This window comes from Streptomyces hyaluromycini (assembly GCF_002217755.1).
Taxonomy (GTDB): Bacteria; Actinomycetota; Actinomycetes; order Streptomycetales; family Streptomycetaceae; genus Streptomyces; species Streptomyces hyaluromycini.
In genome coordinates this window covers 36981-63495 of sequence record NZ_BCFL01000035.1, presented here as the reverse complement: position 1 = coordinate 63495, position 26515 = coordinate 36981, and the positions used below count along the sequence as shown (strand labels likewise).

The window sequence follows — 26515 nt, the reverse complement described above, 5'->3', positions numbered from 1 at the left end:
ATGAGAACCACCATATTCACCGGGCCGTCCCTGCCGCCGGGCGAGGCACGGGCCCTGCTGCCGCAGGCGCACGTCCTTCCCCCCGCGAAACGCGGCGACGTCTACCGGGCCAGAGAAAGCGGAAGCTCCCGGATCCTCATCATCGACGGATCGTTTTCGCAGGTGCTCCCGGTGTCACCGCGAGAGGTCGTCGAGGTGGCTCGCGACGGCGCTCAGATCGTCGGGGCGTCCAGTATGGGGGCCATACGGGCCGCGGAATGCTGGCCCGTCGGCGTCCACGGTGTCGGAGCCGTCTACCGGATGTACCGGTCCGGCCTCTTCGATTCGGACGACCCCGTGGTGGTCGCGACGGATCCCGACGACGACCACTCGGCGGTGAGCGTCGCCCTGGTCAATATCCGCGCGGCGATCAGAAAGCTGTACGGTCTCAAGCTGATCACCCGGTCCCAGGGTGTGGAGCTTCACCGGGTCGCCGCCGAATCGTACTATCCCGACCGGGTCTGGCGGCTTCTGTTCAAGAAGGCCGGGATCGACGACCCGACTGGCGTGATAGGTGAAGTCGCAGCCTCCGTCGACATCAAGAGGGTGGACGCACTGAGGGCTGTTCGCTTTCTTTCGCTCCTGCCCGACGGGACACCTGCCGATGGAACCGACCGCCGATTCAGCCAAGGGCCGCGATACTCCTCGCACGACCCGCATCTCGGCCACAGCCGTGAAGAACTCGATCTGTCACTCCCTCCGTTCATATTCGGAACCGGCCGGTATCAGAAATACATCCGGTTCCTGCTGGCCGGACAGCTCGATTTCGCAGGACTGACCACCGGGAGCGAGTCGAAGCTGTCCCGGAATTCCTCGGTCGAGCCGGCTCTCGCGGGCCTCTTCCTGGACATTCCGTCGCTGTCCGCAAACCTGATGGACAAGATTCATCATTTCAGGCAGTTCGAGACGGAAGTGATGCTGTGGCATGCGGTTCACCGGCTGAAGGATCACAAGACGAGCCGCACGGAGGTGACACCCCCGCATGAGACCAAGGTCAGGGACTCGATAGCGAAGGCCCACGGCTATGACAATTGGGACGCGCTGACAACCGACTTGCGTGACGACGCTCTGCCCAGCGGGGTCCCCCTCGACTGGATCGAGGAAGCCTGTCACGACTTGGCTCTCGCCAGGTCCTGACACCCCCGGAACCGCCGGGCGGCGACACCGACGGAGGCCGGCGACAGGAAAGCACGGACCTCTGGAGGTCGCCCGCCGCCCCGAGTCCGGTCGGCGCGCCCACCGGATCCAGGTCGGAGGTGCCTCTGAGCCACCAGCGGACGTGAGACGGGGCGAGGACCGCACGGGACACGGGACCGGATGGCGAAGCGGCGGTGCACGGTCGGCTTCGATGCTCCGAAGCACGGTGGCGAGGTCCGCCAGGCGCAACCGCTGACGAGCAGGCGGCCTCGCCAACTCCCGCAGACCGTCCGGAACGATCCATCCTCAACGCCCCTCCCCATGCCCAGCCCAACAATCAACTGACCATGTAGGACACGGTCTTGGACGCGTAGGCGAGTGCAATCGCAAAGCAGGCGCCCGCTCGATTCCAGTCCTGGGCCGCCGTGTCTGCCCCCCGGCAACGGCAGCCATGGGGCGGGGCGTTCACGAGTGGGGATGACCTGCACGGCCGCAGAGCGTTGCGTCAGGTGTGAATCGCGTACAGGAAGTCGTCCCGGCTGCCGACGTACACGATCCCGTCCGCCACCACGGGCGTCGAACACACCTCGCCGCGAGTCTCCAGCCGCCAGCGTTCCTCACCCATCGCGACCAGGCCTTCGTCGTTGCCCACATACACGCTTCCGCCGGCCACCGTCGGCGTCTGTCGAACGCCCCCGCGGGGAAAGACGTCCCATCGCCTGCTGCCGGTGGCCGTGTCCAGGGCCAGCACATGGCCGCCCACGGCCGTGTACAGGACACCATGGGCCACTGCCGGCGGTGGATTGCCGGATGTGCGGTGGTCCGCCACCCTGACGTTCCACACCGGTCGGCCGGTGAGCCCGTCCACCGCCCACATCCTGCCGTCGTGTGAAGCGGCGTACACGAGGTGGTCCGCCACCGCCGGCGTCGACATCTTCGACCAGCGCGGTCTCCACTTCCACCGCACGTCGCCGGTCGCGGCGTCCACCGCCGTCAGACAGCCGGCGTTGTCGGCGAAATACACCACCCCGACGCCGGCCACCGGCGATGATGCGATCCCGGAGTCGTCGCGCAGTGTCCAACGTCGCTGTCCGGAGTCCGCGTCGACCGCCACCAGACCGAAGAAGCGGTCGAGGACATAGACGGCGCCGTCGGCCATCGCCGGCGTCCGGTAGAGCACGCCCCCGCCGGGCACCCTCCACAGCGTTCTGTCGCCGACGTCGACACAGGTCATGGCTTCCCCCTCCCCGCACAACACCATTCGCCCTTTGGCGTTCGTCTTACGCCCTGCGGGCGACCACACCGCGGAGGCCGGCAACGCACCGAACCCTGACATGTCGCGTTTGAGGAGCGCAACCGTGAATCCACGTGGCCCCAGAGCCAGTTGGCCGCGCCCGGCCTCCAGGGCCACGGCCGAGGGTGCCGGAGACGCAACCCGGTGAACGGCTGAGCGCGTTCACTGTCTGGTGAGGGGGAGGCCGAGGACTCCGCGGTCGTGTCCGACGATCAGGTCCGGACCCGCGGTGGCCAGACAGGTGAGCGCCACATCCAGGGCGATGTGCCCCACCGCGCCGGTCTCCGGTTCCCATACCCGCAGCCGGTGACCGTGACGGGTGCCGGTGACCAGGACCGTGCGTCCGCCGTGCAGGGTGGTGCCAGTGATGACCGGCAGGCCGGCGGTGCCTGTGTCGACGGGCAGACCGATCGGGGCACCGGTGGCAAGGTCCCACAGCATGACCACGCCGCGGTCGTCTCCCGTGGCCAGCACGGTTCGGTCGGGTGTGGGCACGGCCGCCGCAGCTGCCACACGGTGGTCGGCATCGGCGAGCGCACGTGCGCTCAGCTGCACGGCCGCGCCCGGCTCCCAGGGGTCGTCGACGGCCGGATCCCACACATGAAGGCGGCCCGCGGTGTCCGAGGCCGCGATCAGCGTGTGGCCGGCGGAGATCGGGACGGCGACGATCGACTGGATCGGACTGCCATAGGGGTTGAGGCGCCCGACGCACTCACCGGTGTCCGGATCCCACAGCCGGACCGCGCCTCGGGGGGTGGCGGTGACGAGCAGGGTTCGGCCGTCGGGGACGGTCGCGGTACACATTCCGGTCACCCCGCCGGGCCAGTCGCCGGCCGGTTCGCGAACCGGCTGCCCGGTGACAGGGTTCCACACGGCGATCGTCCCGGTGTCGCCTCCGCTCGCCAGAAGGACGTGGCCGTCGGGCATGGGCAGGGCCGTCATCGAGCGGATACGGTCACGATGTCCTGGCAGCGGGTCATGGACGAGCCGGCCGTCGGCCACGTCCCACAGGCACACCACGCCCCTGTCCCCGGCGCCTGCCACGAGCGTCGGCCGACCGGGGCGGGACACCACCGCCAGTGAGTCGACACCCCCGAACGAACCGGGCGCGGAATCGGCGAACTCCGATATAGGGCCCCAGGGTGTGCCGTCGGCCGCGAGCACCGCGTTCTCGTCCCGCCGGAACCGAGTCGCCGCCTCACCTGTTCGCCCGGCCGCCGCCGACTCCACCGTGGCAGCCGACCCGTCGGAGTCCGTCCACGCCTCCGTCGGACGGTGCCGAGGGCGCGCACCGTCCGGGTTCTCCGCCAGGCCGTCGGCGATCGTCCACGTCTGCTCGCAGTCCCAGCAGCGGAAGTGTCCGGTGAGCGACATCAGTTGGCGGGCCGATTCCCTTGCGGCCGGTTCCGGAGTGCCCCTGACCGCGACCAGGCCGGCGACCAGGCACAGGACGGCCTGCCCCGGCGTTTCGGGAGGTACCCCGGCCGCCGCGACCTCGCGTGCCACCCGCAGGAAGGGCTCCCACCCCTCCCCCAGTGCCTCCTCCTGCAATGCCGCGGCGACCTCACCCCAGGGATGCTCTCCCTCACGGACATGAGCGGGATCAGGCAACTCCGGAGCCTCGAAAGACGGACGCACCGGGTCCACGAAGAAATCGGGGATCTCGGTGTCGCTCTCGCACCCGGGACACACCAGCTGAAGGCCGCTTTCCCGGGGATCCTGAAGCCGCCACAGCGCTTCGCCCGTGTGGTGGCCGGCGAAGGCCACGCAGGAGAGCACGAGGTGGGCGCAGACCTGCGCGGGAGCGTCGGCGGCAAGGAGGCTCCGTGTGGCCGCCCCCTCGGCCGCCCGCAGTGCGGCGCTGAACCCTGCTTCGAGATCGGCCGGGACGGGGGGCCTGTCCTCCGCGGTCACGATGCATCCCAGGTCCACCCAGAAGTCCACGGACTGCCCCGGAGGCAGGGCCGCTGCCGCCTCGACGAGATGCGGCAGGGCCGCGTAGGCGCCGTCGGAGACGGTCCCGTCGTCCAGCAGACCACCGGCCAGGCAGGTCCAGGTCTGTCTCCACGCATCGCCGTCCTCGGTGTCAGCCACGGAGGCCAACTGCTCCACGAGAGCTTCCACCTCCTCGGCTTTCACACCGTCGAGGTCACGCCAACGAGGGCTGTGCAAGGGCAGCTTCGGAATCATGGAACGAGTCTCGCAGCCGGCACCGACAGTCGGGTGGCTGTGCCGTGGCCCGGCGGACGAGGTGATGTACGGCTCGGCAGGTTGTCGTCCCTCGCCGCGGATCAGCTCGCCGCGGATCAGCTCGTCATGGATCAGCTCGTCATCCGATCGGCGACCACTGCCACTGAACGGGGCACGATCCGCTCCAAGGCCGGCAGGACAGGGGCTCAGCCGCCGAGAACCACGGCCTGCGCGGCGAGCCTGCGGGCGTGGGAAGGCTCGGACAGCTCGACGAGTGCGGCCAGTGCGCGGGCTCGTGTCGCGCGGTAGGCGATCGAGCGGACGAGGGTCTCGGCCCGGCCCGGATCGCCGCGCCGGGCCGTCTCCCGGGCGACCGCGAGCAGTGCCTCGCCCTGTGCCCAGCGGTCGTTGATCGAGTGGACGAGGGCCTCGGCCCGGCCCGGATCGCCGCGCCGGGCCAGCTCCCGGACCACTTCGATCAGCGCCCTGGCCTGTGCCCGGCGGTCGGTGATCGCGTGGGCGAGAGCCTCGGCCCCGACCGTGTCGCCGGAGCGGGCCAGCTCGCCGACGACCTCCGCCTGCCGTGCCGCGGACAGATCGGGGTCGAGCCGGCCGGCGAGGGCCATGGCCCGCTCGACCTGCCCATGCCGGGCCAGCAGGAGTGTCACGGACCTCAGCAGAATGTCGTGATCACGGCCGTCGCCGGTATCGAGCAGTGTCTCGGCCCGGCCGGCCAGGGCCAGGGCCACGTCCTGGTCGGCGGCTTCGGCGACCGCGTCCAGCACACATGCCATGTCCCAGGCGTCGAGCGGGGATCCGGGGGAGAACGGGCGAGCGGCTGCGAACGGTCCGGGGTCCGGGTCTCCTTCCGGGACCGTGTCCTGGTCGGCGGCTTCGCCGGGCGCCCACCCGCATACCGTGCCCCCGGCCCCGGCGGCGGGTCCGGGCGGGCGCAGGAGAGCGTCGAGCCGGTCAAGGTCTCCCGCAAGCGCCTCGCGGGCCAACACCTCCGCCAGGGGCCGTGGCTTGGACCACCCTGTCGAGTTGCGGGACCGGGTGAGGTCCGCCACGCGGTCGGCGAGTGCGGCGGCCCGGTCCTGGTCGCCGGTGGCGACGGCCACCTCCACGAGGAGGGCGAGCACCTGTTCCGTCCCGTCGACGGGGTAGGAACTCACCTCGTCGTCGGCGCGAGCGGCGAACCTGAGCGCCTCGTCGATGTCGCCGCTGTCCGCCACCGCCTTCGCCAGCAGGGCCCAGGCCCTCCCCCAGTTGTGCGGGTAGCGGATCCGCTCCGCCAGAGCGACGGCTCTGCCGCGCTCACCGGCACGGGCCCACGCCGGCACGAGGGCGACCAGTGCCTGGTCCCGCAGCTGCCGCAGGGGAATCGACTCGGCCGGCGCCTGGGCGCCGCGCAGGTCTCCCGCGCCCGCCGCGGCCTGCACCAGCTCCAGCTCCAGCTCCAGCTCCAGCTCCAGTAGCTCCGTACCCTGCTTGAGCTCGTCACTGATCGTGTACGCCAGTTCGGCCGCGCGGACGAGGTGGCCGGTGCGGGCGAGCGCACTCGGGAACCACCCGCTGGTGAGACCGGTGCCCGGGTCCCCGCCCGCCGACAGCCGCAGAAGCGCCAGCAGGCAGGGCTCGAAGCCCCCTTGCGCGATGTCGCCTCCCACGTCGCCCTCCGGTGCCAGGCCGCGACGCCGCTCCCGTTCCCGCGTCATGAAAAGCTCTGGCCCCCACTGGGCCAACCCCTCTGGCATGCCTGGTGCCCCCTTGGTGAAGCCCCCCGGCTGCGCACCCGCGCAGGCGGCCCAACGGTACTGGTGGGACTCCGTCAGACTACTGACGCGCGAGAACTCAGCAGGGGCACGGAAGAAGTCACGCGTACCTGGGTCCGCCGTCGTCGGCTTCGTCGCCGGCCGGCATGGACCGGGAGGGCGCCGCCATCGGGTACGCGGAGTTGGTAAGGCTCGCATCCGGGTGCGTTCGCCACCGCGTCAAAGCCCGCGCGGACGTCCGTTTCCGCGACCCCCGGCACCAGCAGCACCGGAGCCCGCACATGACGTCGCAACCCGTGGTCAACCGCAGTCTGAGCAGCCAGGGCCGGTGGTGGCCGGCGGTCATCGCCGCCGCAGCCGGTGCCCTGCCAGGCGTGGAGCAGACGGACGTACGCATCACCGGCCGCCGTGCCCACCCCCTCACCCGCGTCAGACTCACTCTCACCGCTCAGGCGGCACCCGGCACCGTCCTCGATGCCCGGTGCGAAGGCCCGCTCCGCACCGCCCGTCGGTGCACCGGTTCCTCTCGCGTGCCCACCGAGGTCCGCCCGTAAGTCGCCGGCCACACACCGCATCGCACGGAGTAAGGAGAAGACCACCCACCCCCGTGTCGCACCTTCTTACGGTCTCTCGCCGTTCGCTGAGGCGCTGGCACCACTCCCCCCTGGAGAGACCATGATCATTCTCGGCCTCATTCTGCTCGTCATCGGCTTCGTCACCGGGATATCCATCCTGTGGACCATCGGGATCATCCTGGCAGTCGTCGGAGCCGTCCTGTGGATCGTCGGCGGGATGGGACACGCCGTCGCCGGTCGACGCCACTACTGGTAATCGCCCCACGGCGTACCCCTCTGACCTGCTGTGCAGCGCCCGACTCGGCTTCGGCTGACTCAGGCGCTGCCTCGTTGTCGGCCCTCGCCGGTCACCCGGAGGTTCAGTCGGAGGGCGGAAGCAGTGTGCCCAGCGGCCCGAGGTCCAGGTTGAGGTCCTCCATGGTCAGTCCGTACTGGGCGCACAGGTCGCTCATGCGGTCGTGGAGGAGCATGAGTGTCGCGCCCAGGCGTTCTTCCTGTTCGTCGGTGAGGTCTCCTTGGTCGACGCGGTGCAGGGCCTGTCGTTCCATGAGCTGGCGCAGCAGTTCCACGAGGGTGAGGACGAGCCTGAGGAGGTCCCGTTCGACGGTGTCGCGGTCGGAGCTGATCCGCCGAGCCGGGGAACGCGGGCCCTTTCCGGCCGGCGGGTCGAGGTCGCGTGGGGCGGCGGGCAGCAGCCGGAAGGCGCGGGCGGCGGCCTCCGCGACTTCGTCGGCGCGGCACGACGGCCGGCGCTCACCCTCGGCTGTCATGGTCGCCGCCACGCAGCTGGCCGGTGCTCGTCCATGGCGAGGGGTTCTGCTCGCTGATGGACACGATCAGGGCACGCAGTGAGACGCGTACCAGATCGATGTCCGCGATGGACAGCACGACGTCACCGGTGAGGACGACCCCACCGGTCAGCAGCCGGTCCGGCAGGTCGATGAGAGCGACCTGCCGCTGGGGCAGGCGCTCCGCTTCGGGTGGCCGGCCGGGCGTGCTCACGGGGGCGCTCCCTCCGCGGTACCGCCGGACTCACCGGGCGGCATGGCGAAGGAGTACGGAGCCCAGGGGCCGGTGGCCTCGACCCGTACCCCGTCCAGCCCGTCGGCGGCGTGCGTCGCCGGACGGAGCCCGGAGCGGGCCGGCGGGAAAGCGAGGATCCGTCGCCCAGACGACGTTTGACTCGGCTGCTCGGGATCACTCGCGTTGGAGTGCGGCACAGGCTGCGACCCCAAATCCGAGAGAGGGAATCTCATGAACACCCCTGGTGGCAAAGACACACCTCCGGTAGCCGGCGAGACGCGGAAACGGTCCGCGGAGCAGCGGAACGTCACCACGCCCACACCGCGAGATGTCCGGGACAAGGCAAAGGCCAAGGAGGGAAACGAGCCCGATATCCAGACCGAAGACACCTCTTGACCGCCGGTTGCCGCGTCTCTGGCACCCGCTTCTTTCCCGCCACCCCGTTTTACTGCCCGCCAGGGGGTACTCGGGATAGGTGCAGGATTTCCCACGGAGCTAGGGCCTGTCTGACAATTCCCGTCGTCGCCCGGAGGGCGGCCTCGCGGCGTCAGGTGCGTGCTCTCGGCGTGCCGGGCGTAGGCCCTCGTACTGGACGTACTTGGGTCTGCGCCCGGTGCGGCGAGAGTGCGTGCATGGCGTCGCGAGGCAGACGGGAATTGTCAGACAGGCCCTAGGAGAGTGAACGGAAATGTCCGGAAGGCAAAAGGCAAAGGGCAAGATGGAAGAGGCCACGGGAAAGACCAAGGAGGCGGTCGGCCGTACCGTCGGCAACGAGCGGATGATAGTCGAAGGGCAGGCCAAGAAATCGAAGGGTGCGGCCCGTCAGGCCAAGGAGAAGACGAAGGACGTTTTCAAGCACTGACAAGGGGCGCGTGCGGCTTCGCCTGGAGCGGTACGGATCACCGGGTCAGGACAGCGGGTTGACGCCTTCGATGACCTGCCATCCGGAGGCCAGGGTGCCCGTCTTGAGATGCTGGACGCCCTCTCCTCGGAGCGTCACGAAGGCGGTGAGGCCGGTGTCGAGTGCTGCCACTCGATGCCTGAAGAAGACGGTCTGCGTCAGCTTCAGGTCGATCGCTTGGGCTGAACCGCTGAGCCGGTTGAAGCGGGCACCGCGACGGACCGGTCCCCGCAGGCAGCGCACGCTGAGTGTGACCTGTTCGAGGGATGCGACGATGACCCGGTCGATCTGCAGCTCTACGCTGTGACGACGGCTGCCGGGACCGGGGATCCCGCTCACGCGGCTGCCTCGATCGCCTTCTTCGGCGGGGCGTTCGTGACATTTCGAAGGGAGCCGGACCGGGTGGAGCCCCCGTCGGTGACTACGCTGAGCACAGGCGTGCCTTCCCGACCCGCGCCGCGAGCGCGGGCCCACTCGGTGACCATCGAAGTCCCGCATGGAATCAGTGCGGACCCGGAGAAGAACAAGAAGACCAGAGGCACAGATTTAACACTGTCGGCGACCCGCCATATCTTCCGGCGGGCCGCCGGCCGTCTCCCGACACCCTGACCCACAACCGAGCCACCGCCGAACACCGCACCGCACGACTCGCCGCCACAGGCAGGCCCCCCGTCGGCACCAACCGGCAGACCGCACAAGACGCTACCGACGACCCGTGGCAGGTGGTGCCGAGCGAGGGGCCGAGCCGGTCGGCGGATCCTCGGGGGGACTCGGGACAATCGTGGCCATGACCGACCGAATGTCCAATGCCGAGAACCGGATCACCAGGATCGAGGGGCTGCTGGAGAGCGGCGAGCACGATGTGGTGCCCGCGTGGCGCAGGGCGACGCAGGGCGAGCCGCGGTGGGCGGTGACCGCCGTGATCCTGGTGGCGATCGCCCTCCAGCTGATGCTGCCGCACCGGCTCGCCTTCCAGCCGTACTGGGCCCTGCCGGTCCTGGAGGCGGTGCTGCTGGCCGGCCTCATCGCCGGCAACCCCCGGCGGGTGGAGCCGCGTACCCGGTGGCTGCGGGTGCTGGGACTGGTGCTGATGGGGGTGATCAGCCTGGCCAACGGCTGGGCGGCGGTCCGGCTGGTGGCCGGTCTCGTGAACGGCACCGAGGGCGATGACGCCGGGCCGCTGCTGCTGACCGGGGGCGGCATCTGGCTGACGAACGTCATCGTGTTCGCCCTCTGGTACTGGGAGTGGGACCGTGGCGGGCCGATGGCGCGGGTCCTCGGCCGGGACCAGTTCGCGGACTTCCTCTTCGTGCAGATGCAGAGTCCGGAGACCGCGCCGCCGGACTGGGAGCCGAGCTTTCTCGACTATCTGTACCTGTCCTTCACCAACTCCACCGCCTTCAGCCCGACCGACGTGATGCCGTTGTCGCACTGGGCCAAGATGCTGATGATGCTGCAGTCCTCGGTGTCGCTGGTGACGGTGGTCCTGGTGGTGGCACGGGCCGTCAACATCCTGCACTGACGGCACTGACGGCACTGACCGCGCAGACGGCACAGGCGGCCGGGCTGCCTTAGGTTCGTCTCCATGAGCGAAGACTCCTTGCGCCTCGTCACGGTCGAGCGCACCTCGACCGGCCGCTTCACCGCGACGAACGCCCGTGGCGGCACGATCGCCTTCGGTACCGGCGACGGCACGGAATTCACCCCGGTGGAACTGCTGCTCGCCGCGCTCGGGGGCTGTACGGCGGCGGACGTCGACGTGTCCACGAGCCGTCACGTGGCACCCACCGCCTTCACCGTCACCGTCAGCGGCCACAAGGTGGCCGACGAGGGCGGAAACCGGATGACGGACCTCGCGGTCGCCTTCTCCGTCACCTTCCCGGAGGGCGCGTCCGGCGACCGCGCCCGCGCGATCCTGCCGCGAGCGGTCGCCGTCTCCCACGACCGGCTGTGCACGGTCAGCCGCACGGTCGAGGCGGGGACGCCGGTCGCCGTGTCGGTGAATGGCGAAGCTCGGCATCAAGGGATGACATTCCGAACGGCCCGAACTGTCACCGAGTGATGGCCAAGGGGTTACCGTTCGAACCAACTCTCTTTCCAGCACGCCCAGTTGACACAGGATGGCGTTAGCGTTCGACCTACGGCCCCCAGCGGAGGGCCGCTCGGCGGTCTGCTGGGGGGTTGAGCGTGGTGGGACGGAGAGCGGTCCTGTCCGCGGCGGCGGTGGCACTGCTGCTCTCGGGCTGCACGAACGGCGGGCACGGCGACGACGAGGCGACGCAGAAGGACACGGCCGGAAAGGGTTCCGGTACGGCGGGCGGCCCGACTGCCTCGGGGAGCGCGAGTGCCTCCCCGTCCGCGTCGAGCCGGCCGTACACACTGGCCGAGGCCGCCGCGCCGAAGACGCGGGCCGAGGCCGTGGCGTTCGTCCGCGGGCTCGCGGTGCAGCCCGACTACTTCGGCCCCGGGTACCGCAGACGGGACCCGTACGAACAGGGTCCGACCAGCTGGGCCGTGCTCGGCGAGGACTGCCTGTGGCGCCGCGAGGCGCTCCCGTCCACCGTGCTGGCCAGTCTGACCAGGTCGTTCGTCCGGCCGGGCACCGACGGCACGGGCGCGGTGTACGTGTCCCTCACCGTCACCGTGCACATCTCGACGCGCGAGGCCCGCCGGGACATGGCGTCCTCGCTGGACGAACCGCTGCGCTGCCCGCAGGAACGGCTCAACGCGACCGACACCGTGCAGAAGATGACCTCACGCGGCGACCCGTTCGACGAACAGCGCAACGCCACCACCGACGACGACCTCACCGAGTTCGGACAGTACGTCGTCGACGGTGACGCGAAGCCGCGCCGCTTCGACTGGTTCAAGCACCGGCTCGGCCCGGTGACCGTGGCGGCGACCGTGCGGCATGCCGCCGGTGAGAGCGATGAGGAGCAGACGGCCCTCACCGACGCCGCGCTGACGGGCGTCGGCTATGTGACGGCGGACGTGGACCGCTACGGCCGCGACCTGGCCTCCACCGCTCCGTCCGGCACTCCGTCCACCGCTCCGTCCACCGCTCCGTCCACCGAGGTGAAGGGAGCGGGCGATGAGTGAGGCGCTGCGTCCGTCCGACCCGTCGTCGGTCGGGGGCTTCCGACTGCTGCGGCGGCTCGGCGCCGGCGGTATGGGCGTGGTCTATCTGGGCCGTTCCGAGACGGGTGCGCTGGCCGCCGTGAAGGTGATCCAGGCGCAGAGCGCCGCCGACGACGGCTTCCGGGCCCGGTTCGCGCGGGAGGCGGAGCTGGCGGCCCGGGTCGACAGCCCCTGGGTGGTACCGGTGCTCGGCGCGGACGCCGCGGCCCGCGAGCCGTGGCTGGCGACCGGGTTCGTGGCGGGTCCCTCGCTCGCGGAGGCGGTCGGCGCGCACGGACCGCTGCCACCGGCCGCCGTACGCGTGCTGGGCTCGCTGCTCGGCGAGGCGCTGGCCGCCGTGCACGCGGCGGGACTCGTCCACCGGGACGTGAAGCCGGGCAATGTGCTGCTCGCGGTCGACGGCCCGCGGCTGATCGACTTCGGCATCGCGCGGTCCGCCGACGACACCGCCCTGACCGCCTCCGGCATGGTGGTCGGCACCCCGGGCTTCCTCGCCCCCGAGCAGGCGCGCGGCGAGGCGGCCACAGCGGCGAGCGACGTCTTCGCGCTGGGCTGTGTGCTGGCGTACGCGGGCACGGGCCGCCCGCCGTTCGGCACCGGCGCCCCGGACGCGCTGCTCTACCGCACGGTGCACGACGAGCCCGACCTCGACGGCGTCACCGGCGGACTCCGCGAGACGCTGGACGCCTGCCTCGCCAAGGACCCCGGCGAGCGGCCGGGCGCCGGGGACCTGCGGCTGCGGCTAGCCGAGGACTTTCCGTTACGGCCGCCCGCCGGCGCCCCGGAGTCGCCGTCGGCCTGGCTGCCGGACCCGGTCGCCCGCATGGTGGCGGCCCGGTCGGCGGAGAGCCTCGCCCTGCCGGACATCGAGCCCACGGTGGTCGACGACCCCGGCACCGGGCAGCCGGCCCGCCCCTCCCGGCGGCGCCTGCTGCTGGCCGGGGGCGCGGTGCTGCTGGCGGGCGGCGGTACCGGGGCAGCGCTCTGGGCGGCGGGCCGCGACGACGGCTCGGGGAAGAAGACGGCGGCCCGGCCGTCGTACGTGCTCGGTGTGCAGGTGACGAAGAGCGGGGCGGCGGCGCCCCTGGCGCGGGCCTGTGAACGGGCCGCGCGGCTGGCCGTCGCCCAGCACAACGCGACCGCGGGCCGCGCCTTCGACCTGGGCGTACGGGTCCTCGACGACCACGGCACCGTCGACGGGGCCACCGCGGTCGCCCACGAACTGGCCGCGGACCGCGCTGTCGTGGCCGTGCTCGGCCCGGTCACCGAGCTGACGCTGCGGGCTGCCTCACGCGTCTACGCGTCGGCGAAGCTCACCCACATCTCCAGCACCACCGGGCAGAACGACTACTACGTCTGGTCGCCGACCGTCACCTTCCAGACCGGCACGGGCCAGCAGGCGGCCGGCACCGCGATCGCCCTGCACGCGCTGGTGGGCGGCCTGGTCGCCCCGGCGGGCGTCGTCATCGACCGCTCCGGGGGCTCCGTCGAGTACGACCAGGGCAGTGTCCTGGCCACCCAGTGGTGGGGTGCGCTGCAGTCCCAGGTGGTCCCGGAGGTCGTCGCCGAGGACACCGACGACGCCCCGGCCGCCGTGGCCTCCGTCCTCTCAAGCAAGGTCCACGACTTCGTGTACCTGGGCCCGCTGGACGCGACGGTCCGGGCGGCCCGGCAGCTGTCCGAGGCGGGCTTCACCGGACCGCGCTGGATGTCCCATCTCCTCTACGGCTCCGACTTCCCGAAGCTCGCGGGCGCGGCGGGCGAGGGCTGGTTCGCGGTCACGCCCGCCGTCGACGCGAGCGCGCTGAAGACCAAGGCGGCCGAGCGGTTCACGGCGGCCTGGCGCAAGCGGTACGGCGGCATCCCGGACCCGTACGGCGCCGAGGCGTACGACAGCGTCCGGATGGTGCTGCGCGAGTTCGCCCGGACCGTACCGTCCGGCGGCGGCCGCCCCGACCGGCTCGCCCTCGCGCTGCGTCTCCACAAGGCCACCTACCAGGGCATCGCGCGCACCTACACCTTCAACGACTACAACCAGTTCAACGCCGACGCGCGGACCATGGGCGGTGAGACCTACGTCCACCAGGTGCACGACGGGCGGTTCCGGCAGGTCGGACCGATCCTGGCCAAACAGACGAAGGGGTAGCGGAGGTGGAGCGGCTCCAGGCCGGCGACCCCTCGTCGGTCGGCGGCCACCGGCTGGTGGGCCGGCTCGGGGCCGGCGGCATGGGTGTGGTGTACCTGGCCCGGTCGCCGCACGGCGCCTGGGTGGCGCTGAAGGTGATCCGCGAGGAGTACGCCGGGGACCCCGGCTTCCGGGCCCGGTTCCGCCGGGAGACGGAGCTGGCGTCCCGGCTCGCCAGCCGCTGGACGGTACCCGTGCTCACCGCCGACGCGGACGCCCGCGCGCCCTGGCTGGCCACCGCCTACGTGCCCGGTCTGCCGCTGTCCGAGGCGCTCGCGCTGTACGGCCCCTGGCCGCCCGCACAGCTCCGGACCCTGGGCGCCGCCCTCGCCGCGGCCCTGGACGACGTGCACCGCGCCGGACTGGTCCACCGTGACGTGAAACCCGCGAACGTCCTGCTCGCCGCCGACGGACCGCGCCTGATCGACTTCGGCATCGCCCGCGCCGTGGGCGCCACGGCACTCACCACGGACGGCTCGGTCATCGGCTCCCCCGGCTATCTGTCACCGGAACAGGCCCGCGGCAGGACGGTGGGACCTCCCAGCGACGTCTTCTCCCTGGGGTGTGTACTCGCCCATACGGCCACCGGACGGCCGCCGTTCGGCACCGGGGGCGCGGCGGCGGTCCTGTACCGGACGGTCCGCGAGAACCCGGACCTGACCGGCCTTCCCGAGGAGCTCGCCCCGACGCTGCGCGCCTGCCTGGCCAAGCGGCCGGACGACCGCCCCACGGTTTCCCGACTGCTTTCCGGCTTCGGCGAGTTCACCGCGGAGTCATGGCTGCCGGCGGGCCTGCCGGCACTGGTCGCGGACCGTGCCGCGCGCGTCCTCGACCTGCCGGTGCCGGAGCCCACCGCCCTTTCCGAGGTGCCCTTCGCCGACGCCCCGCCCGCCCCGTCCCGGCGGTGGCTGCTGATCGCCTCGGCGGCGGCCGGCGTCGGCGCGGTGGGCGGCGGCACCGCCTGGTGGCGCTGGGCGCGGTCCGGGACACCGGGGTCCGGCAGGGGCCCGCTGCCGACCCGTACGATCGCGCTGCTCGGCGACCTGTCCACCGCTGTCGTCCAGGCCCAGGCGCGCGGGGCAGCGTTGGCGGTCGACGAGCACAACGCCCGCTCCGACCGGACCTTCGACCTGGCGCTGCGCACGGCCGACGACCAGGGCACCGCGGCGGGTTCGGCGACCGCGGCCGCCCGGCTCGTCGCCTCCCGGGACGTGTACGCGGTGATCGGCGCCGGCACCGACACGGCCGTGCCCGCCGCCGTGCCGGTGTGCACGGCGGCGGGGCTCTGCCTGCTGATCACCCGCGCCGACACGGACGCGCTCGACGTCACGAACACCACCAGCTCCCTGGTCCTGCGCAGCACCCGGACCGCGGGGCCCGGCTCCGTCGTGAGATACCTCAACCGGGTGGTACGGCCCGCCCGGACCGTCGTCGTGCACGACCTCACGGACGCCGACGAGGGCGAGCCCACCGTCCGGATCGTCACCGTGTACGGGGATCTGCTGGTGGGCACCGTCGAGGTGGCCCAGGTCGCCAAGGGCGACGGCTTCACCGACGTGGCCCACGGCCTCGCCGCCCATCCGGACACGGCCGTCCTCTTCGCGGGCGGCCTCCCGGCCCGCGCCGCCGCCTGCGCCCAGGCCCTGACCGACACCGGGCACCGCGGCTTCCGCGGCGGCGACGAGCACATCCTCGGCACGCCCTTCCTGAAGGCGGGCGGGGGCTGGTGGATCAGCACGGGGTACTGCGACCCGACCGCCGACCCGAAGACCCGGACGTTCGCCGCCGCCTACCGCACCCGCTACCGCACGGCACCGCCCCGCTGGGCGGCCGAGGCGTACGACGCCGTCGGCTACGCCGCCCACGGCCTCGCCGCGCCCGGCGGCGACCAACGCGAGTCCCTGCGCGCGGAGCTGCTGCGCAAGCCCTGGCAGGGCATCACCCGCAGGTACAGCTACGAGAGCCAGTCCCAGTACCTGGAGACCGGCCAGGACGGGGGCTGGTTCCTCTACCGCGTGGAGGACGGCAGGGCCCGGTTCATGGCCCGGTACGACGACATCGGGAAGAAGAAGTCGTAGGCCCTCCGGCGGGGACGCCGGACCAGCGGACTAGAGGTCGTCCGATGCGCCGAGGCCGGTCAGCGCGCCCACCGGGTCCAGGTCGGGGGTGCCTCTGGGCCACCAGTCGTCGTGGCCCGGCTCCGACTCGTAGGCGTACCACAGGCCGTCGCGGCCGAAGCGGAGCTGGAGATGGCCGCCGGGGTGGGTGAGGTGGTTGCGCGACGGCCGGAAGGCCGGGAGGTCGGCGGCGAGCAGCAGCGGCCGGGCCCGGTCGAAGCGGCCGGCCGGCGGGTCCCAGGGCTCTTCCAGCACGGCCAGCCCCTCCAGACCGCCCTGGCGCCAGGCGGCGACCGCGCGCGCCAGGTCGCCCGGGGTGCGGCCCACGGCGTCGGCGAGCGTGGCGTAGAGGGCACGGGTGGACGCGGTGAGGCCGGACCCGGGGCGGGCCGCGGCGAGCCGCACCGCGTCCTGCCAGAGGGTGAGTTCGCCGACCGGGTCGTGTCCGGTGGTGAGCACGGCGTGGGCGCGGGCCGCCGCGTCGGTGGCCAGCTGGTCCAGCGCGAACGGGTCCGGGCCGCCGGGCACCCCCGGATAGACCGGGGGCTGCTCGGGGTGCGCCGGAACCGCCAACGGGGGTGGCAGCGGCGGCAGTCGGCGCGGGGCGAGGGCCTCGGTGGCCCGGATGCCCGGCAGCGAGGCCGGCTGCCGATCCCGGGCCGCGCGGGCGGCACTGCGCCGGGACAGCGCGTCGAGCACCTCGCGCTCCCCGCGGCCGCGCAGCAGGAGCAGCACGAACGGGTCGGCGTCCAGCAGCCGCGCGGTCTGGTAGCAGAGGGCGGCCGCGTGCTTGCAGGGGTGACCGAAGTCCGGGCAGCTGCACCGGGGTTCGAGCTCGCCGGGCTCCGGCAGCAGCGGCACCCCGCTGTCGGCGAGGGTCTGCGGCAGCTCCTTGTCGAGCAGCGCGGCGATGTCGGCGGGCCGGTCGGCGGCGGCCTCCAGCAGCCGCTCCCACTCGTCCTCGCCGAAGGTCCGCAGCCGCAGCTGCACGCGGTACGGCCGGGGCCGGCTCCCCTGCACATACGCCAGGACCATTCCCGGGGTCACGGTGATGGCGTCCACATGCCCGCGCTCGGCGTAACCCCGCCCGCGCCCGAGCCGCTTGACGTCCAACGCGCCCTCTTCCAGCGCCCGTACCCAGGCGTTGCCCCACCAGGTCTCCGCGAAGCCGGAAGCGGAGGCGGAGGCGGAGGCGGAGGCGCGGGGCGAGAGGGAAGGAAAGGTGCGGCGGAGTTCGGTGTCGCGGTGCGGGGTGGCCATGGTGGAAGGGAGGCGGGGACCGGTCGGTGTGCTCCCGGTGGAGGGGGCGGAGAGCGCGGCGGGGACGGGAGCGGGGGTGTTCGGCTCGGGTCGGTGTGAGGCCTTGGCGGGAGCAGGCGACTCGGCCGACGCGGGGCGCCGCGAGGGAGCGGCGGGCGCGTCCCCAGGCCGCTCGGGAAGCGCCGAGGCCGAGGCGCGCAGCGGAGCCGCATCGATGGCCCGGGGAGGCCGCCCGACCGTGGGCCGCGCGCCCTCGGGGTGTTCCGTCGGAGGTTCCTGATCCGCCCGGACGCCGGTCTGCTCCGGCTCATCCGGCTCATCCGGCTCGGTCTCGTCCCTCGGCATCCGGAAGGCGGTCGTCAGGAACTGCTTCAGGTCACGGGCGGTGCGGCCGCGAGCCGCGGACGCCGGGGCCGGTGAGGGCGTCGGCGGTCGCCCTACCGCGCGGGGCGGGGACTGTTCCGGAGCCTCCGCCGCAGCGGCCTCCTCGGCCCGCCTCGCCTCCGCACGCGCCGCCCGCAGCGCTGCCCGCGCGACATCACCGGGACGACCGCCCGGCCGGACGGCAGCAAAGGCGCCGGTGTCGGCATGGTCGGCATGGTCGGTCCGGTCGGCACCGGCACCGGCCTCGGCCTCGGCCTCGGGTTCCGGCTCGGGGCCGGGCTCGGCATCCCGCTGCTCCGCCTCCTTCGCGGCGGCAGCCACCCGCAGCGCCAGACGCGCGGCGTCCCCCGGCCTCGGCTCCCGCTCCGCGCACTCCCCCGGTGCCGCGCCCTCGGCTCCGTTCTCCGCCCCGCGCCCCCGTGCCGCCCGCAGCGCACGCCGTGCCGCGTCCCCGGGCCGCTGCTCGCCGTCGCCGCTCATGACGTCCTCCGCAACGACACCAGGTCGGACAGCTCGCGGTCCGTCAGCTCGGTCAGGGCGGACTCGCCGGAGCCCAGGATCGCGTCGGCGAGGGCCCGCTTCGCCTCCAGCATCTCGGCGATGCGGTCCTCGACGGTGCCCTCCGTGACGAGGCGGTGGACCTGCACCGGCTGGGTCTGGCCGATGCGGTACGCGCGGTCGGTGGCCTGTTCCTCCACCGCCGGGTTCCACCAGCGGTCGAAGTGGACGACATGGCCGGCGCGGGTGAGGTTGAGGCCGGTGCCCGCGGCCTTCAGGGACAGCACGAGGACCGGGGTCGCACCGCTCTGGAAGCGGTCCACCATGCGCTCCCGCTCCGGCACCGGTGTGCCGCCGTGCAGCAGGTCGACCGGGACCGCGCGGGCCTGGAGGTGCGCGGTGATCATGCGGGCCATGCCGACGTACTGCGTGAAGACGAGGGCCGAGCCGTCCTCGGCGAGCACGGTGTCCAGCAGCTCGTCGAGCAGGGTGAGTTTGCCGGAACGCGCGGCCAGGCCCTCGATGCGGGACTCCTCCTTGAGATACAGCCCGGGGTGGTCGCAGATCTGCTTCAGGGCGCCGAGGAGCTTGAGCACCAGGCCGCGGCGCGCGATGCCGTCCGCCGTCTCGATGGCGAGCAGCGACTCGCGCACCACCGCCTCGTACAGCGCGGCCTGCTCGCGGGTGAGCGGGACGGGGTGGTCGGTCTCCGTCTTCGGCGGGAGTTCGGGGACGATGCCGGGGTCGGACTTCTTGCGGCGCAGCAGGAAGGGGCGGACCAGGCGGGCAAGCCGGCCCACCGCCTCCTCGTCCTCACCGTTCTCGACGGCCCGCGCATGCCGGGCGCGGAAGGACTTGAGCGGGCCGAGGAGTCCGGGGGTGGTCCAGTCGAGGAGGGCCCAGAGCTCGGAGAGGTTGTTCTCCACGGGGGTGCCGGTGAGGGCCACGCGCGCGGGGGTCGGGATGGTGCGCAGGGCTTTCGCGGTGGCCGAGTAGGGGTTTTTGACGTGCTGTGCCTCGTCGGCGACGACCATGCTCCAGGGCTGTTCGGCGAGCCGGGGCGCGGTGGCGCGCATGGTGCCGTACGTGGTGAGGACGAAGCCGCCGGCGAGGCCGTCCAGGGTGCGGTCGGGGCCGTGGAAGCGGCGGACCGGGACGCCGGGCGCGAACCGGGCGATCTCCCGCTGCCAGTTGCCGAGCAGCGAGGCCGGGCAGACCACCAGGGTCGGCTCGGTGCGGGCCCGCTTCAGGTGCAGGGCGATGACGGTGATCGTCTTGCCGAGGCCCATGTCGTCGGCGAGGCAGCCGCCGAGGCCGAGGGAGGTCATCAGGTCGAGCCAGGCCAGGCCCCGGAGCTGGTAGTCGCGCAGGGTGGCGTGCAGACCGGCGGGCGGCTCGGCCGGCCGGATACCGGCCGTGAGGCGGTCGCGCAGGGCCGCGAGGACGCCGACGGGGACCGCCTCGACGGTCTCGCCGTCCACCTCGGCCTCGCCGGTGAGCGCCACGGAGAGCGCGTCGACCGGGTCGAGCAGACCCAGTTCGCGCTTGCGCGCCTTGCGGACGAGGGCGGGGTCGACGAGCACCCAGCGGTCCCGCAGCCGTACGACCGGACGGTGGGCCTCGGCGAGGGCGTCCATCTCGGCGTCGCTGAGCGGATCGCCGCCGAGCGCCAGCTGCCAGCGGAACTGGAGCAGTTCCTCGCTCTCGAAGAAGCCCGTGCCGTCGGTGGCCGAGCCGGGCGCGGGCCGGACCACGGCCGCGGCGGTCAGGTCCTGTGCCAGGTCCCGGGGCCAGTGCACGGCGACCCCGGCCGCGGCGAGCCGGGTCGCCGCCACCCCGAGCAGCTCCCCCAGCTCCTCCTCGGAGAGCGCGAGCACGTCCGGCACGTCCTGCTCCGCCAGCCGGTCCAGCGGCGGCCACACCCGCGCGGCCCGGCGTACGGCGAGTGCCGCGTCCACGCGCGCGCGGGGGCCGAAGGCGGCGTCGGAGGCCCCCGACCACAGCGCCGCCGCGTCGGTCACCAGGGTCGGGTCGGCCAGGCTGTGCACCTGGACGATCGCCGCGCCCGCGCGGGGCGCGCCTTCTCCGTCGTCGAACAGGTCGTACGCCGACAGGTCCAGGCGCAGCGAGATCCGCACGCCCGCGTCCATGCCGGCGGCGACCTCCGCGGCCCACTCGTGGGCGTCGGGCAGCCGCTGGGCTTCGCGGGCGGCGAAGGGCCGGCCCGAGGTGTGCGGGGCGGCCGGGGTGCGGGGCAGGGTGTCGGCGACCGCGTCCAGGAAGGAGCGGATCAGGGCTTCCGGCTGGGGCAGCAGGAGCGGGCCGGGGCCGGGCAGCGGGACGGCATGGCCCTCGGGAGGCAGGGCGGCGGCCACCGCGCGCAGGTGGGCGATGTCGGCGGGCTCCAGGGGGCCGGCCCGCCAGGCGTCGTGACCGGCCGGGGTGAGGCCGGGCAGCAGCCGGCCGCGGGCGGCCAGCCGCAGTGCGTGCAGGGCGGCGGCGCCCCAGCAGGCGGTGGCGGGATGGGCGGCCGGGTCGCGGCGGGCCCGGACGAGCAGCGGGAGTGCGTCGGCGAGCGGCAGGGTGAGCGCGGGCACCTGCCGGCGGCGGACACCGGCGGCGCCGTGCGGTCGTACGACCGTCAGCTCCTCGGTCGCGGCGGCGGGCAGCGGGTCCCCGTCGGGGTCCCAGAAGGCCATCCGGCCCTGGCGGGGGAGGTCGGCGGGCAGATAGACCGCCGCCAGGCGCACCGGTACGCCCGCCTCGGCCTCGGCCGTCGTGCCGCTCATACGTTCTGCCCCCCCTCCCGCCCACATGTCGGATCAGACGTCTTCGACTGTACGGGCGGGGTCTGACAGTCGGCCCCGGCGACCGGCCGGGGCGGGTCGTCACGGGACGGTGCGCGAGACGACGTAGATCATCGGGTAGTTCGGGTCGGCCGTGTTCACCACCACGTCCTGGGTGGGCGCCGGGTTCTTCTGCTTGTGTGTCAGGCCCGACCAGGATCCGGGGCCGGTGAACTTCCAGCCGGAGATCTTCTGGTCGCGGGAGCCGATGCTGATGTCGTCCTTCTTGAGCGCGTCCCGGTTGACGCCCATGCCCTCAAGGAAGCTGTCCAGTCCGGCACTGTTGGTGCGGAACTGGACGTAGAGACGGCTGGTCTTCCAGTTGTTCGTCTCGTAGTAGGCGATCGTGTCGGCCGGGTGCGGGACCGGCACCTGGTAGAGGCGCCGCTGCACCTTCGACGGCCAGCCCGCGGTGAGGCCGGTCGCCGAGTACTTGGACTCCTTGTCCTTGCCGCTGTTGCGGCTCTGGGCGGCGGAGATCACCAGATAGCCGGCCGGTACGCCGATGAGCAGCCCGATGATCAGCAGCGTCAGCGCCCTGCGCTTGGCCTTGTGACCCGGGGTCTCGGGCGGGCGCTGCGGTTCCTCCGGGGACGCGGCCTGACGGGGCAGCGAAGCGGTCATGCGGTGTCCCGGGTGCGGCGGGCCTCCGCGAACCGCTCGTAGCGCTCGTACCGCTCGACGCGGCGCCGCTTGGCGCGCCGGAACCGGCGGGCGACCAGGCGGGCGAGGTCGGCGGCCCCGACCATGCCGGCCTCGGGGCCCAGCTGGGCACGCGCGATCCGGGCCTCGGGGCGGTAGCCGCGGCCGGTCAGCTGGCGCTTGAACGCGTCCCGGGCGGGGCCGATCAGCAGGTCGTCGGCGGCGCTGACGCCACCGCCGATCACGAAGCAGGACGGGTCGAGGGCGGCGGCGAGGTTGGCGATGCCGACGCCGAGCCACTGGCCGATGTCCTGGAGCAGCTCGATGCACATCGCGTCGCCCTCGCGGGCCAGCTCGGTGATCATCGGGCCGGTGATCTCGTTGATGTTGCCCTTGACGTGCTCGATGATCCCGTACGCCACCGGGGAGTCGGCCGCCGCCAGCTCCTTGGCCTCCCGGACCAGCGCGTTGCCCGAGCTGTACTGCTCCCAGCAGCCGCGGTTGCCGCACGGGCAGCGGTGACCGCCGGGCACGACCTGCATATGGCCGAACTCGCCTGCGACGCCGTACTTGCCGCGCTTGACCTGGCCGTCCTCCAGGATCGCGCCGCCGATGCCGGTGCCGAGCGTGATCATGACCAGGTGGTCCTCGCCGCGGCCGGCGCCGAAACGCCACTCCGCCCAGGCGGCGGTGTTGGCGTCGTTGTCGACGAGGACGGGGACCGAGAGCCGGCCGGAGAGGCGGTCGCGCAGCGGTTCGTTCCGCCAGGACAGGTGCGGCGCGAACAGCACCCGGTTGCGGTCGGCGTCGACCCAGCCGGCGGCGCCGATGCCGACGGCGTGCACGTCGTGCCGGTCGGACAGGTCCAGGACCAGCTCGACGATCGTGTCCTCGACGACCTTCGGGCTCTTGGACTTGTCCGGGGTCTCCGTGCGGAGCTTCTCCAGGATGTTGCCGTCGGCGTCCACGACGCCCGCCATGACCTTGGTGCCGCCGATGTCGATACCGACCGTGGGCACCCGGGGTGCCGTCAGGTGGGAGCGGCGTTCCCGGGTGCCGACGGTCCGCAGGACCGGGGCTCGGCGGGAGCCGATGGGGGCGGTGAGGTCGCGGTAGGTGCTCATCGGGCTCGATTCTGCCGTACGCGTGCGTGTAGTGCCGTTCGGGGGAGATAAGGAGGGGTGCGCGCCATTGCCGGGTGCGGGTATGTCGTGGCTGGTCGCGCCCACGCGGCGGAGCCGCACATGTCACAGCCCCGCGCCCCTTTCAGGGGCACCACGGCTCGCGGCGCAGAAAGTCCAGGTCGTTTCCGGCTGCCACCTGCCGGGTCAGCTCACACAACGGTCACATTGTCCGGACATTACGACCAGAACCGCGGTGCCTTCAGGACCGTACGAGCAGCTGGAACTCGAAGGAGTAGCGGGTCGGCCGGTAGATGTGGTCGCCGAACTCGACGGCGCGGCCGGTGTCGTCGTACGTGGTGCGCTGCATGGTGAGCAGCGGGGCACCCTCCGGCTCGGCGAGCCGCTCCGCCTCGGCGGCCGTGGCGCCGCGCGCGCCGATGGACTGGCGGGCGCTGTGCAGGGTGATCCCGGCGGTCCGCATGAGCCGGTACAGGCCGGTCGCCTCCAGCTGGGCGGTGTCCAGGCCGAGCAGACCGGGGGGCAGGTAGTTGGTCAGGTACGCCATCGGCTCGCCGTGCGCCAGCCGCAGCCGCTCGATCCGGTGCACCTCGGCGCCCTCCGCGACCCCGAGCGCGGCGGCGACCTCGGCGGACGCCGGGACCACCGTGTTGACCAGCACGTTCGTCGCGGGGCGCTGACCGGCCGACTCCAGGTCGTCGTAGAGGCTGCTGAGTTCCAGCGGGCGCTTGACCTGGCTGTGCACGACCTGGGTGCCGACGCCCCGACGGCGGACGAGCAGGCCCTTGTCCACGAGGGACTGGATGGCCTGGCGGACGGTCGGGCGGGACAGGCCGAGCCGCGCGGCGAGCTCGATCTCGTTGCCCAGCAGGCTGCCGGGGGTGAGCGAGCCGTGCTCGATGGCCGCTTCCAGCTGCTGGGCGAGCTGGAAGTACAACGGCACCGGGGAACTCCGGTCCACACTGAGGTCGAGCGTCATGGTCGGGTCCACATCTGGTTTCGGCACGGGGCCGAGCGTATCCCTGTGACGGGTTGACGGGAAGTTGTGTAGTTCGATTGTCCGGACATACGGATTGACAGCGCACGGGGTGCACCAGCACCTTGTTCCCATGCGCATCGGGGTCATCGGGACGGGCCGCATCGGCACCATTCACGCGAACACGCTCAGCCGTAATCGCGAGGTCGGATCGCTGATCCTCACGGACGTGGATCCCCGGCGGGCCCAGGATCTGGCGCACCGGCTCGGGGAGACGGCGGCGCCCGGGACGGACGAGATCTTCCAGTGGGGCGTGGACGCCGTGGTGATCACCGCCGCCACCTCGGCCCATGCCGACCTGATCGGCCGGGCCGCGCGCTCCGGGCTGCCGGTCTTCTGCGAGAAGCCGATCGCCCTCGACCTGCCGGGCACCCTGCTTGCCCTGGCGGAGGTGGAGAAGGCCGGGACGGTGCTGCAGATGGGCTTCCAGCGGCGCTTCGACAAGGGGTACGTCGGTGCGCGGGAGGCGGTGCGCTCGGGCCGGCTCGGGCGGCTGCACACGGTACGGGCGCTGACCTCCGACCAGTCCCCGCCCCCGCCGGAGTGGCTGCCGCTGTCCGGCGGGCTGTTCCGGGACACGCTGATCCATGACTTCGACGTGCTGCGCTGGGTGACCGGCCGCGAGGTCGTGGACGTGTACGCGACCGGTTCGGACGCCGGGCCCGCGATGTTCCGCGAGGCCGGTGACGTCGACACGGGCGCGGCGGTGCTCACCCTGGACGACGGCACGCTGGCCACGGCCACCGCGGCCCGGCTGAACGGCGCCGGGTACGACGTGCGGATGGAGCTGGCCGGCGAGCGGGACACCGTGGTGGTCGGGCTGGACGACCGTACGCCGGTGGCCTCGACCGAGCCGACCGGGCCGCCGCCCGCGGACAAGCCGTGGCCCGGCTTCCTGGAGCGGTTCGGGCCCGCCTACGAGGCCGAGCTGTGCGCCTTCGTCGACGTGGTGCGGGGCCAGCTGGCCAACCCCTGCGACGGGCGCGAGGCGCTCCAGGCGCTGCGGATCGCGGAGGCCTGCGAGATCTCCCGGCACGAGCACCGGCCGGTGGCACTCGCGGAGGTCCCGGACCGCCTGACCTGACCTGCCTGACCGACCCGGTCGACCTCGGCCGCGCGTGCGGCTACCAGCGCACCGGGAGGCTGCGCACCCCTCTCATCAGGGTGCCCGGCAGCCACTCCCCGTGCGGGCCGTCCAGGGCCAGGCCCGGGGCGCGCTCCAGGAGGGTGCGCAGGGCGATCCGGCCCTCCAGGCGGGCCAGGGGTGCGCCCAGGCAGTAGTGGATGCCGTGGCCGAAGGCGAGGTGGCCGCGGTGGTCGCGGCGGATGTCGAAGCGGTCGGGTTCGGGATAGCGGTCCGCGTCGCGGTCGGCGCCGGCGAGGCTGATCATCACGGGGTCGCCCCGGTCGATGGCGGTGCCGGCGATCTCCAGAGGCTCGGCGGCGTACCGGTACGTGGCGTTCTCCACCGGGCCCTCCCAGCGCAGGGTCTCCTCGACCGCGCCGTCCAAGAGGCTCATGTCGGCGCGCAGGGCGGCGAGTTGGTCGGGGTGGGTGAGCAGGGCGAGGACGCCGTTGCCGATGAGGTTGACGGTGGTCTCGTGGCCGGCGATCAGCAGGACGAAGGCCATGCCGCGCAGTTCCCCGACGGAGAGCCGGTCGCCGTCCTCGGCGGTGGTGCGGATCAGGTCGCTGAGCAGGTCGCCGCTCGGGCCGGCGCAGCGCTTGTCCTCGATCAGCTCCGCCAGATAGTCGGCGAGCGCGACGAAGGCGTCGTACTCGCTGCCCGGATGGCTGGACGCGACCACCTCGTTGGACAGTTTCCGAAACCGCGCGCGGTCCAGCTCGGGGACGCCGAGCAGCTCGCTGATCACCGTGATCGGCAGCGGGTAGGCGAGGGCGTCGACCAGGTCGGCACGGCCGCGCGGGAGCATCTCGTCGAGCAGCCGGTCGGTGATCTCCTGGATTCTCGGCTCGAGACCGGCCACCCGGCGGGCGGTGAACGCGCGCGTGATCAGGCCGCGCAGCCTGGTGTGCTGGGGCGGGTCGGCGAGCAGCAGGTACTTGCCGATCAGTTCCTCGTCGAGGAACTTGAAGCCGATCTTCTCGGTGTCCTTGACCAGTCTGGGGTCGGCGAGCGCCGCGCGCCCCTCCTCGTAGCCCACGACCAGCCAGGTCTCGTGGTACTGGTCGGGCAGGGGCCACCGCACCCGGTGCACCGGGCCGCGCTCGCGCAGTCGCGCGTACACGGTGTGCGGGTCCGTGCGCAGACCGTCGCCGTACTCGCCGAGGTCGGTCACCTGCATGCTCTGCTCCCCCTTCAGGAGGTCCCC

General features: G+C 72.7%; 22 protein-coding genes. 10 read left to right on the top strand and 12 right to left on the bottom strand.

Features of this window, described 5'->3' with window-relative positions:
- Positions 1-1176 (top strand): TfuA-like protein, encoded by a 1176-nt coding sequence (locus SSP29_RS45690; protein WP_089106902.1) that lies wholly within the window; start codon positions 1-3, stop codon positions 1174-1176.
- A 505-nt stretch (positions 1177-1681) separates the two neighbouring features.
- Here SSP29_RS45690 and SSP29_RS45680 read toward each other — a convergent pair.
- The 3 genes from SSP29_RS45680 to SSP29_RS52400 all read right to left on the bottom strand — a co-directional run bounded on the left by SSP29_RS45680 (position 1682) and on the right by SSP29_RS52400 (position 6378).
- Positions 1682-2587 (bottom strand): outer membrane protein assembly factor BamB family protein, encoded by a 906-nt coding sequence (locus SSP29_RS45680; protein ID WP_145969042.1) that lies wholly within the window; start codon positions 2585-2587, stop codon positions 1682-1684.
- A gap of 45 nt (positions 2588-2632) precedes the next feature.
- A complete protein-coding gene (locus SSP29_RS45675) occupies positions 2633-4660 on the bottom strand; it encodes a WD40 repeat domain-containing protein (protein ID WP_150136211.1) in 2028 nt (675 codons plus the stop codon).
- Between the two features lie 206 nt (positions 4661-4866).
- Positions 4867-6378 carry a hypothetical protein gene (locus SSP29_RS52400; protein ID WP_145969041.1) on the bottom strand — a complete coding sequence of 504 codons (1512 nt, stop codon included), beginning with the start codon at positions 6376-6378 and terminating at the stop codon, positions 4867-4869.
- 338 nt (positions 6379-6716) lie between these two features.
- On the opposite strand from SSP29_RS52400, the gene SSP29_RS45665 reads away from it, so the two are divergent.
- Positions 6717-6989, top strand: a complete 273-nt coding sequence (locus SSP29_RS45665) for a hypothetical protein (protein ID WP_089106897.1) — start codon at positions 6717-6719, stop codon at positions 6987-6989.
- A 121-nt stretch (positions 6990-7110) separates the two neighbouring features.
- Positions 7111-7266 (top strand): DUF6131 family protein, encoded by a 156-nt coding sequence (locus tag SSP29_RS58950; protein ID WP_089106896.1) that lies wholly within the window; start codon positions 7111-7113, stop codon positions 7264-7266.
- 103 nt (positions 7267-7369) lie between these two features.
- Here the strand turns inward: SSP29_RS58950 and SSP29_RS45655 are convergent, their stop codons facing one another.
- Both SSP29_RS45655 and SSP29_RS45650 read right to left on the bottom strand, forming a co-directional pair.
- Positions 7370-7780, bottom strand: a complete 411-nt coding sequence (locus SSP29_RS45655; protein WP_089106963.1) for a gas vesicle protein K — start codon at positions 7778-7780, stop codon at positions 7370-7372.
- The gene (locus SSP29_RS45650; RefSeq protein ID WP_089106895.1) at positions 7764-8012 is read right to left on the bottom strand and encodes a gas vesicle protein; all 249 of its coding nucleotides are present in this window, start codon (positions 8010-8012) and stop codon (positions 7764-7766) included. Before SSP29_RS45650 ends, SSP29_RS45655 begins: the two co-directional genes overlap by 17 nt.
- Positions 8013-8721: 709 nt before the next feature.
- On the opposite strand from SSP29_RS45650, the gene SSP29_RS45645 reads away from it, so the two are divergent.
- On the top strand, positions 8722-8895 hold the full coding sequence (locus SSP29_RS45645) for a CsbD family protein (protein WP_089106894.1): 174 nt from the start codon (positions 8722-8724) through the stop codon (positions 8893-8895).
- A gap of 45 nt (positions 8896-8940) precedes the next feature.
- Here the strand turns inward: SSP29_RS45645 and SSP29_RS45640 are convergent, their stop codons facing one another.
- Entirely contained in the window at positions 8941-9273 is a 333-nt protein-coding gene (locus SSP29_RS45640; RefSeq protein WP_089106893.1) for a hypothetical protein, read from the bottom strand.
- 448 nt (positions 9274-9721) lie between these two features.
- Here SSP29_RS45640 and SSP29_RS45635 point away from each other — a divergent pair, with 448 nt between their 5' ends.
- The 5 genes from SSP29_RS45635 (at position 9722) to SSP29_RS45615 (ending at position 16335) form a co-directional block, all read left to right on the top strand.
- Positions 9722-10456, top strand: coding sequence for a hypothetical protein (locus tag SSP29_RS45635; protein ID WP_089106892.1), 735 nt, complete (start codon positions 9722-9724; stop codon positions 10454-10456).
- Between the two features lie 63 nt (positions 10457-10519).
- Complete coding sequence (locus SSP29_RS45630; RefSeq protein WP_089106891.1) at positions 10520-10996, top strand: OsmC family protein; 477 nt, start codon at positions 10520-10522, stop codon at positions 10994-10996.
- A 125-nt stretch (positions 10997-11121) separates the two neighbouring features.
- A complete protein-coding gene (locus SSP29_RS45625; RefSeq protein WP_150136210.1) occupies positions 11122-12033 on the top strand; it encodes a hypothetical protein in 912 nt (303 codons plus the stop codon).
- Entirely contained in the window at positions 12026-14218 is a 2193-nt protein-coding gene (locus SSP29_RS45620; RefSeq protein ID WP_089106890.1) for a bifunctional serine/threonine-protein kinase/ABC transporter substrate-binding protein, read from the top strand. Before SSP29_RS45625 ends, SSP29_RS45620 begins: the two co-directional genes overlap by 8 nt.
- A 5-nt stretch (positions 14219-14223) precedes the next feature.
- The gene (locus SSP29_RS45615; RefSeq protein ID WP_089106889.1) at positions 14224-16335 is read left to right on the top strand and encodes a bifunctional serine/threonine-protein kinase/ABC transporter substrate-binding protein; all 2112 of its coding nucleotides are present in this window, start codon (positions 14224-14226) and stop codon (positions 16333-16335) included.
- 30 nt (positions 16336-16365) lie between these two features.
- On the opposite strand, the gene SSP29_RS45610 is transcribed toward SSP29_RS45615, so the two are convergent.
- The 5 genes from SSP29_RS45610 to SSP29_RS45590 all read right to left on the bottom strand — a co-directional run bounded on the left by SSP29_RS45610 (position 16366) and on the right by SSP29_RS45590 (position 24125).
- A complete protein-coding gene (locus tag SSP29_RS45610) occupies positions 16366-18498 on the bottom strand; it encodes an SWIM zinc finger family protein (protein WP_089106888.1) in 2133 nt (710 codons plus the stop codon).
- A complete protein-coding gene (locus SSP29_RS45605; protein ID WP_089106887.1) occupies positions 18495-21305 on the bottom strand; it encodes an SCO1167/SCO6262 family helicase in 2811 nt (936 codons plus the stop codon). The genes SSP29_RS45610 and SSP29_RS45605 overlap by 4 nt, the downstream gene beginning before the upstream one ends.
- 99 nt (positions 21306-21404) lie before the next feature.
- Entirely contained in the window at positions 21405-21986 is a 582-nt protein-coding gene (locus tag SSP29_RS45600) for a sugar kinase (RefSeq protein ID WP_089106886.1), read from the bottom strand.
- Entirely contained in the window at positions 21983-23128 is a 1146-nt protein-coding gene (locus tag SSP29_RS45595; RefSeq protein WP_089106885.1) for an ROK family glucokinase, read from the bottom strand. The genes SSP29_RS45600 and SSP29_RS45595 overlap by 4 nt, the downstream gene beginning before the upstream one ends.
- Before the next feature lie 259 nt (positions 23129-23387).
- A complete protein-coding gene (locus tag SSP29_RS45590) occupies positions 23388-24125 on the bottom strand; it encodes a GntR family transcriptional regulator (RefSeq protein ID WP_089106961.1) in 738 nt (245 codons plus the stop codon).
- A 130-nt stretch (positions 24126-24255) separates the two neighbouring features.
- Here SSP29_RS45590 and SSP29_RS45585 point away from each other — a divergent pair, with 130 nt between their 5' ends.
- Positions 24256-25266: a Gfo/Idh/MocA family protein gene (locus SSP29_RS45585; RefSeq protein WP_089106884.1), complete on the top strand. Its 1011-nt coding sequence runs from the start codon at positions 24256-24258 to the stop codon at positions 25264-25266.
- 40 nt (positions 25267-25306) lie between these two features.
- On the opposite strand, the gene SSP29_RS45580 is transcribed toward SSP29_RS45585, so the two are convergent.
- Positions 25307-26488 carry a cytochrome P450 family protein gene (locus SSP29_RS45580; RefSeq protein WP_150136207.1) on the bottom strand — a complete coding sequence of 394 codons (1182 nt, stop codon included), beginning with the start codon at positions 26486-26488 and terminating at the stop codon, positions 25307-25309.
- Positions 26489-26515: the final 27 nt, after the last annotated feature.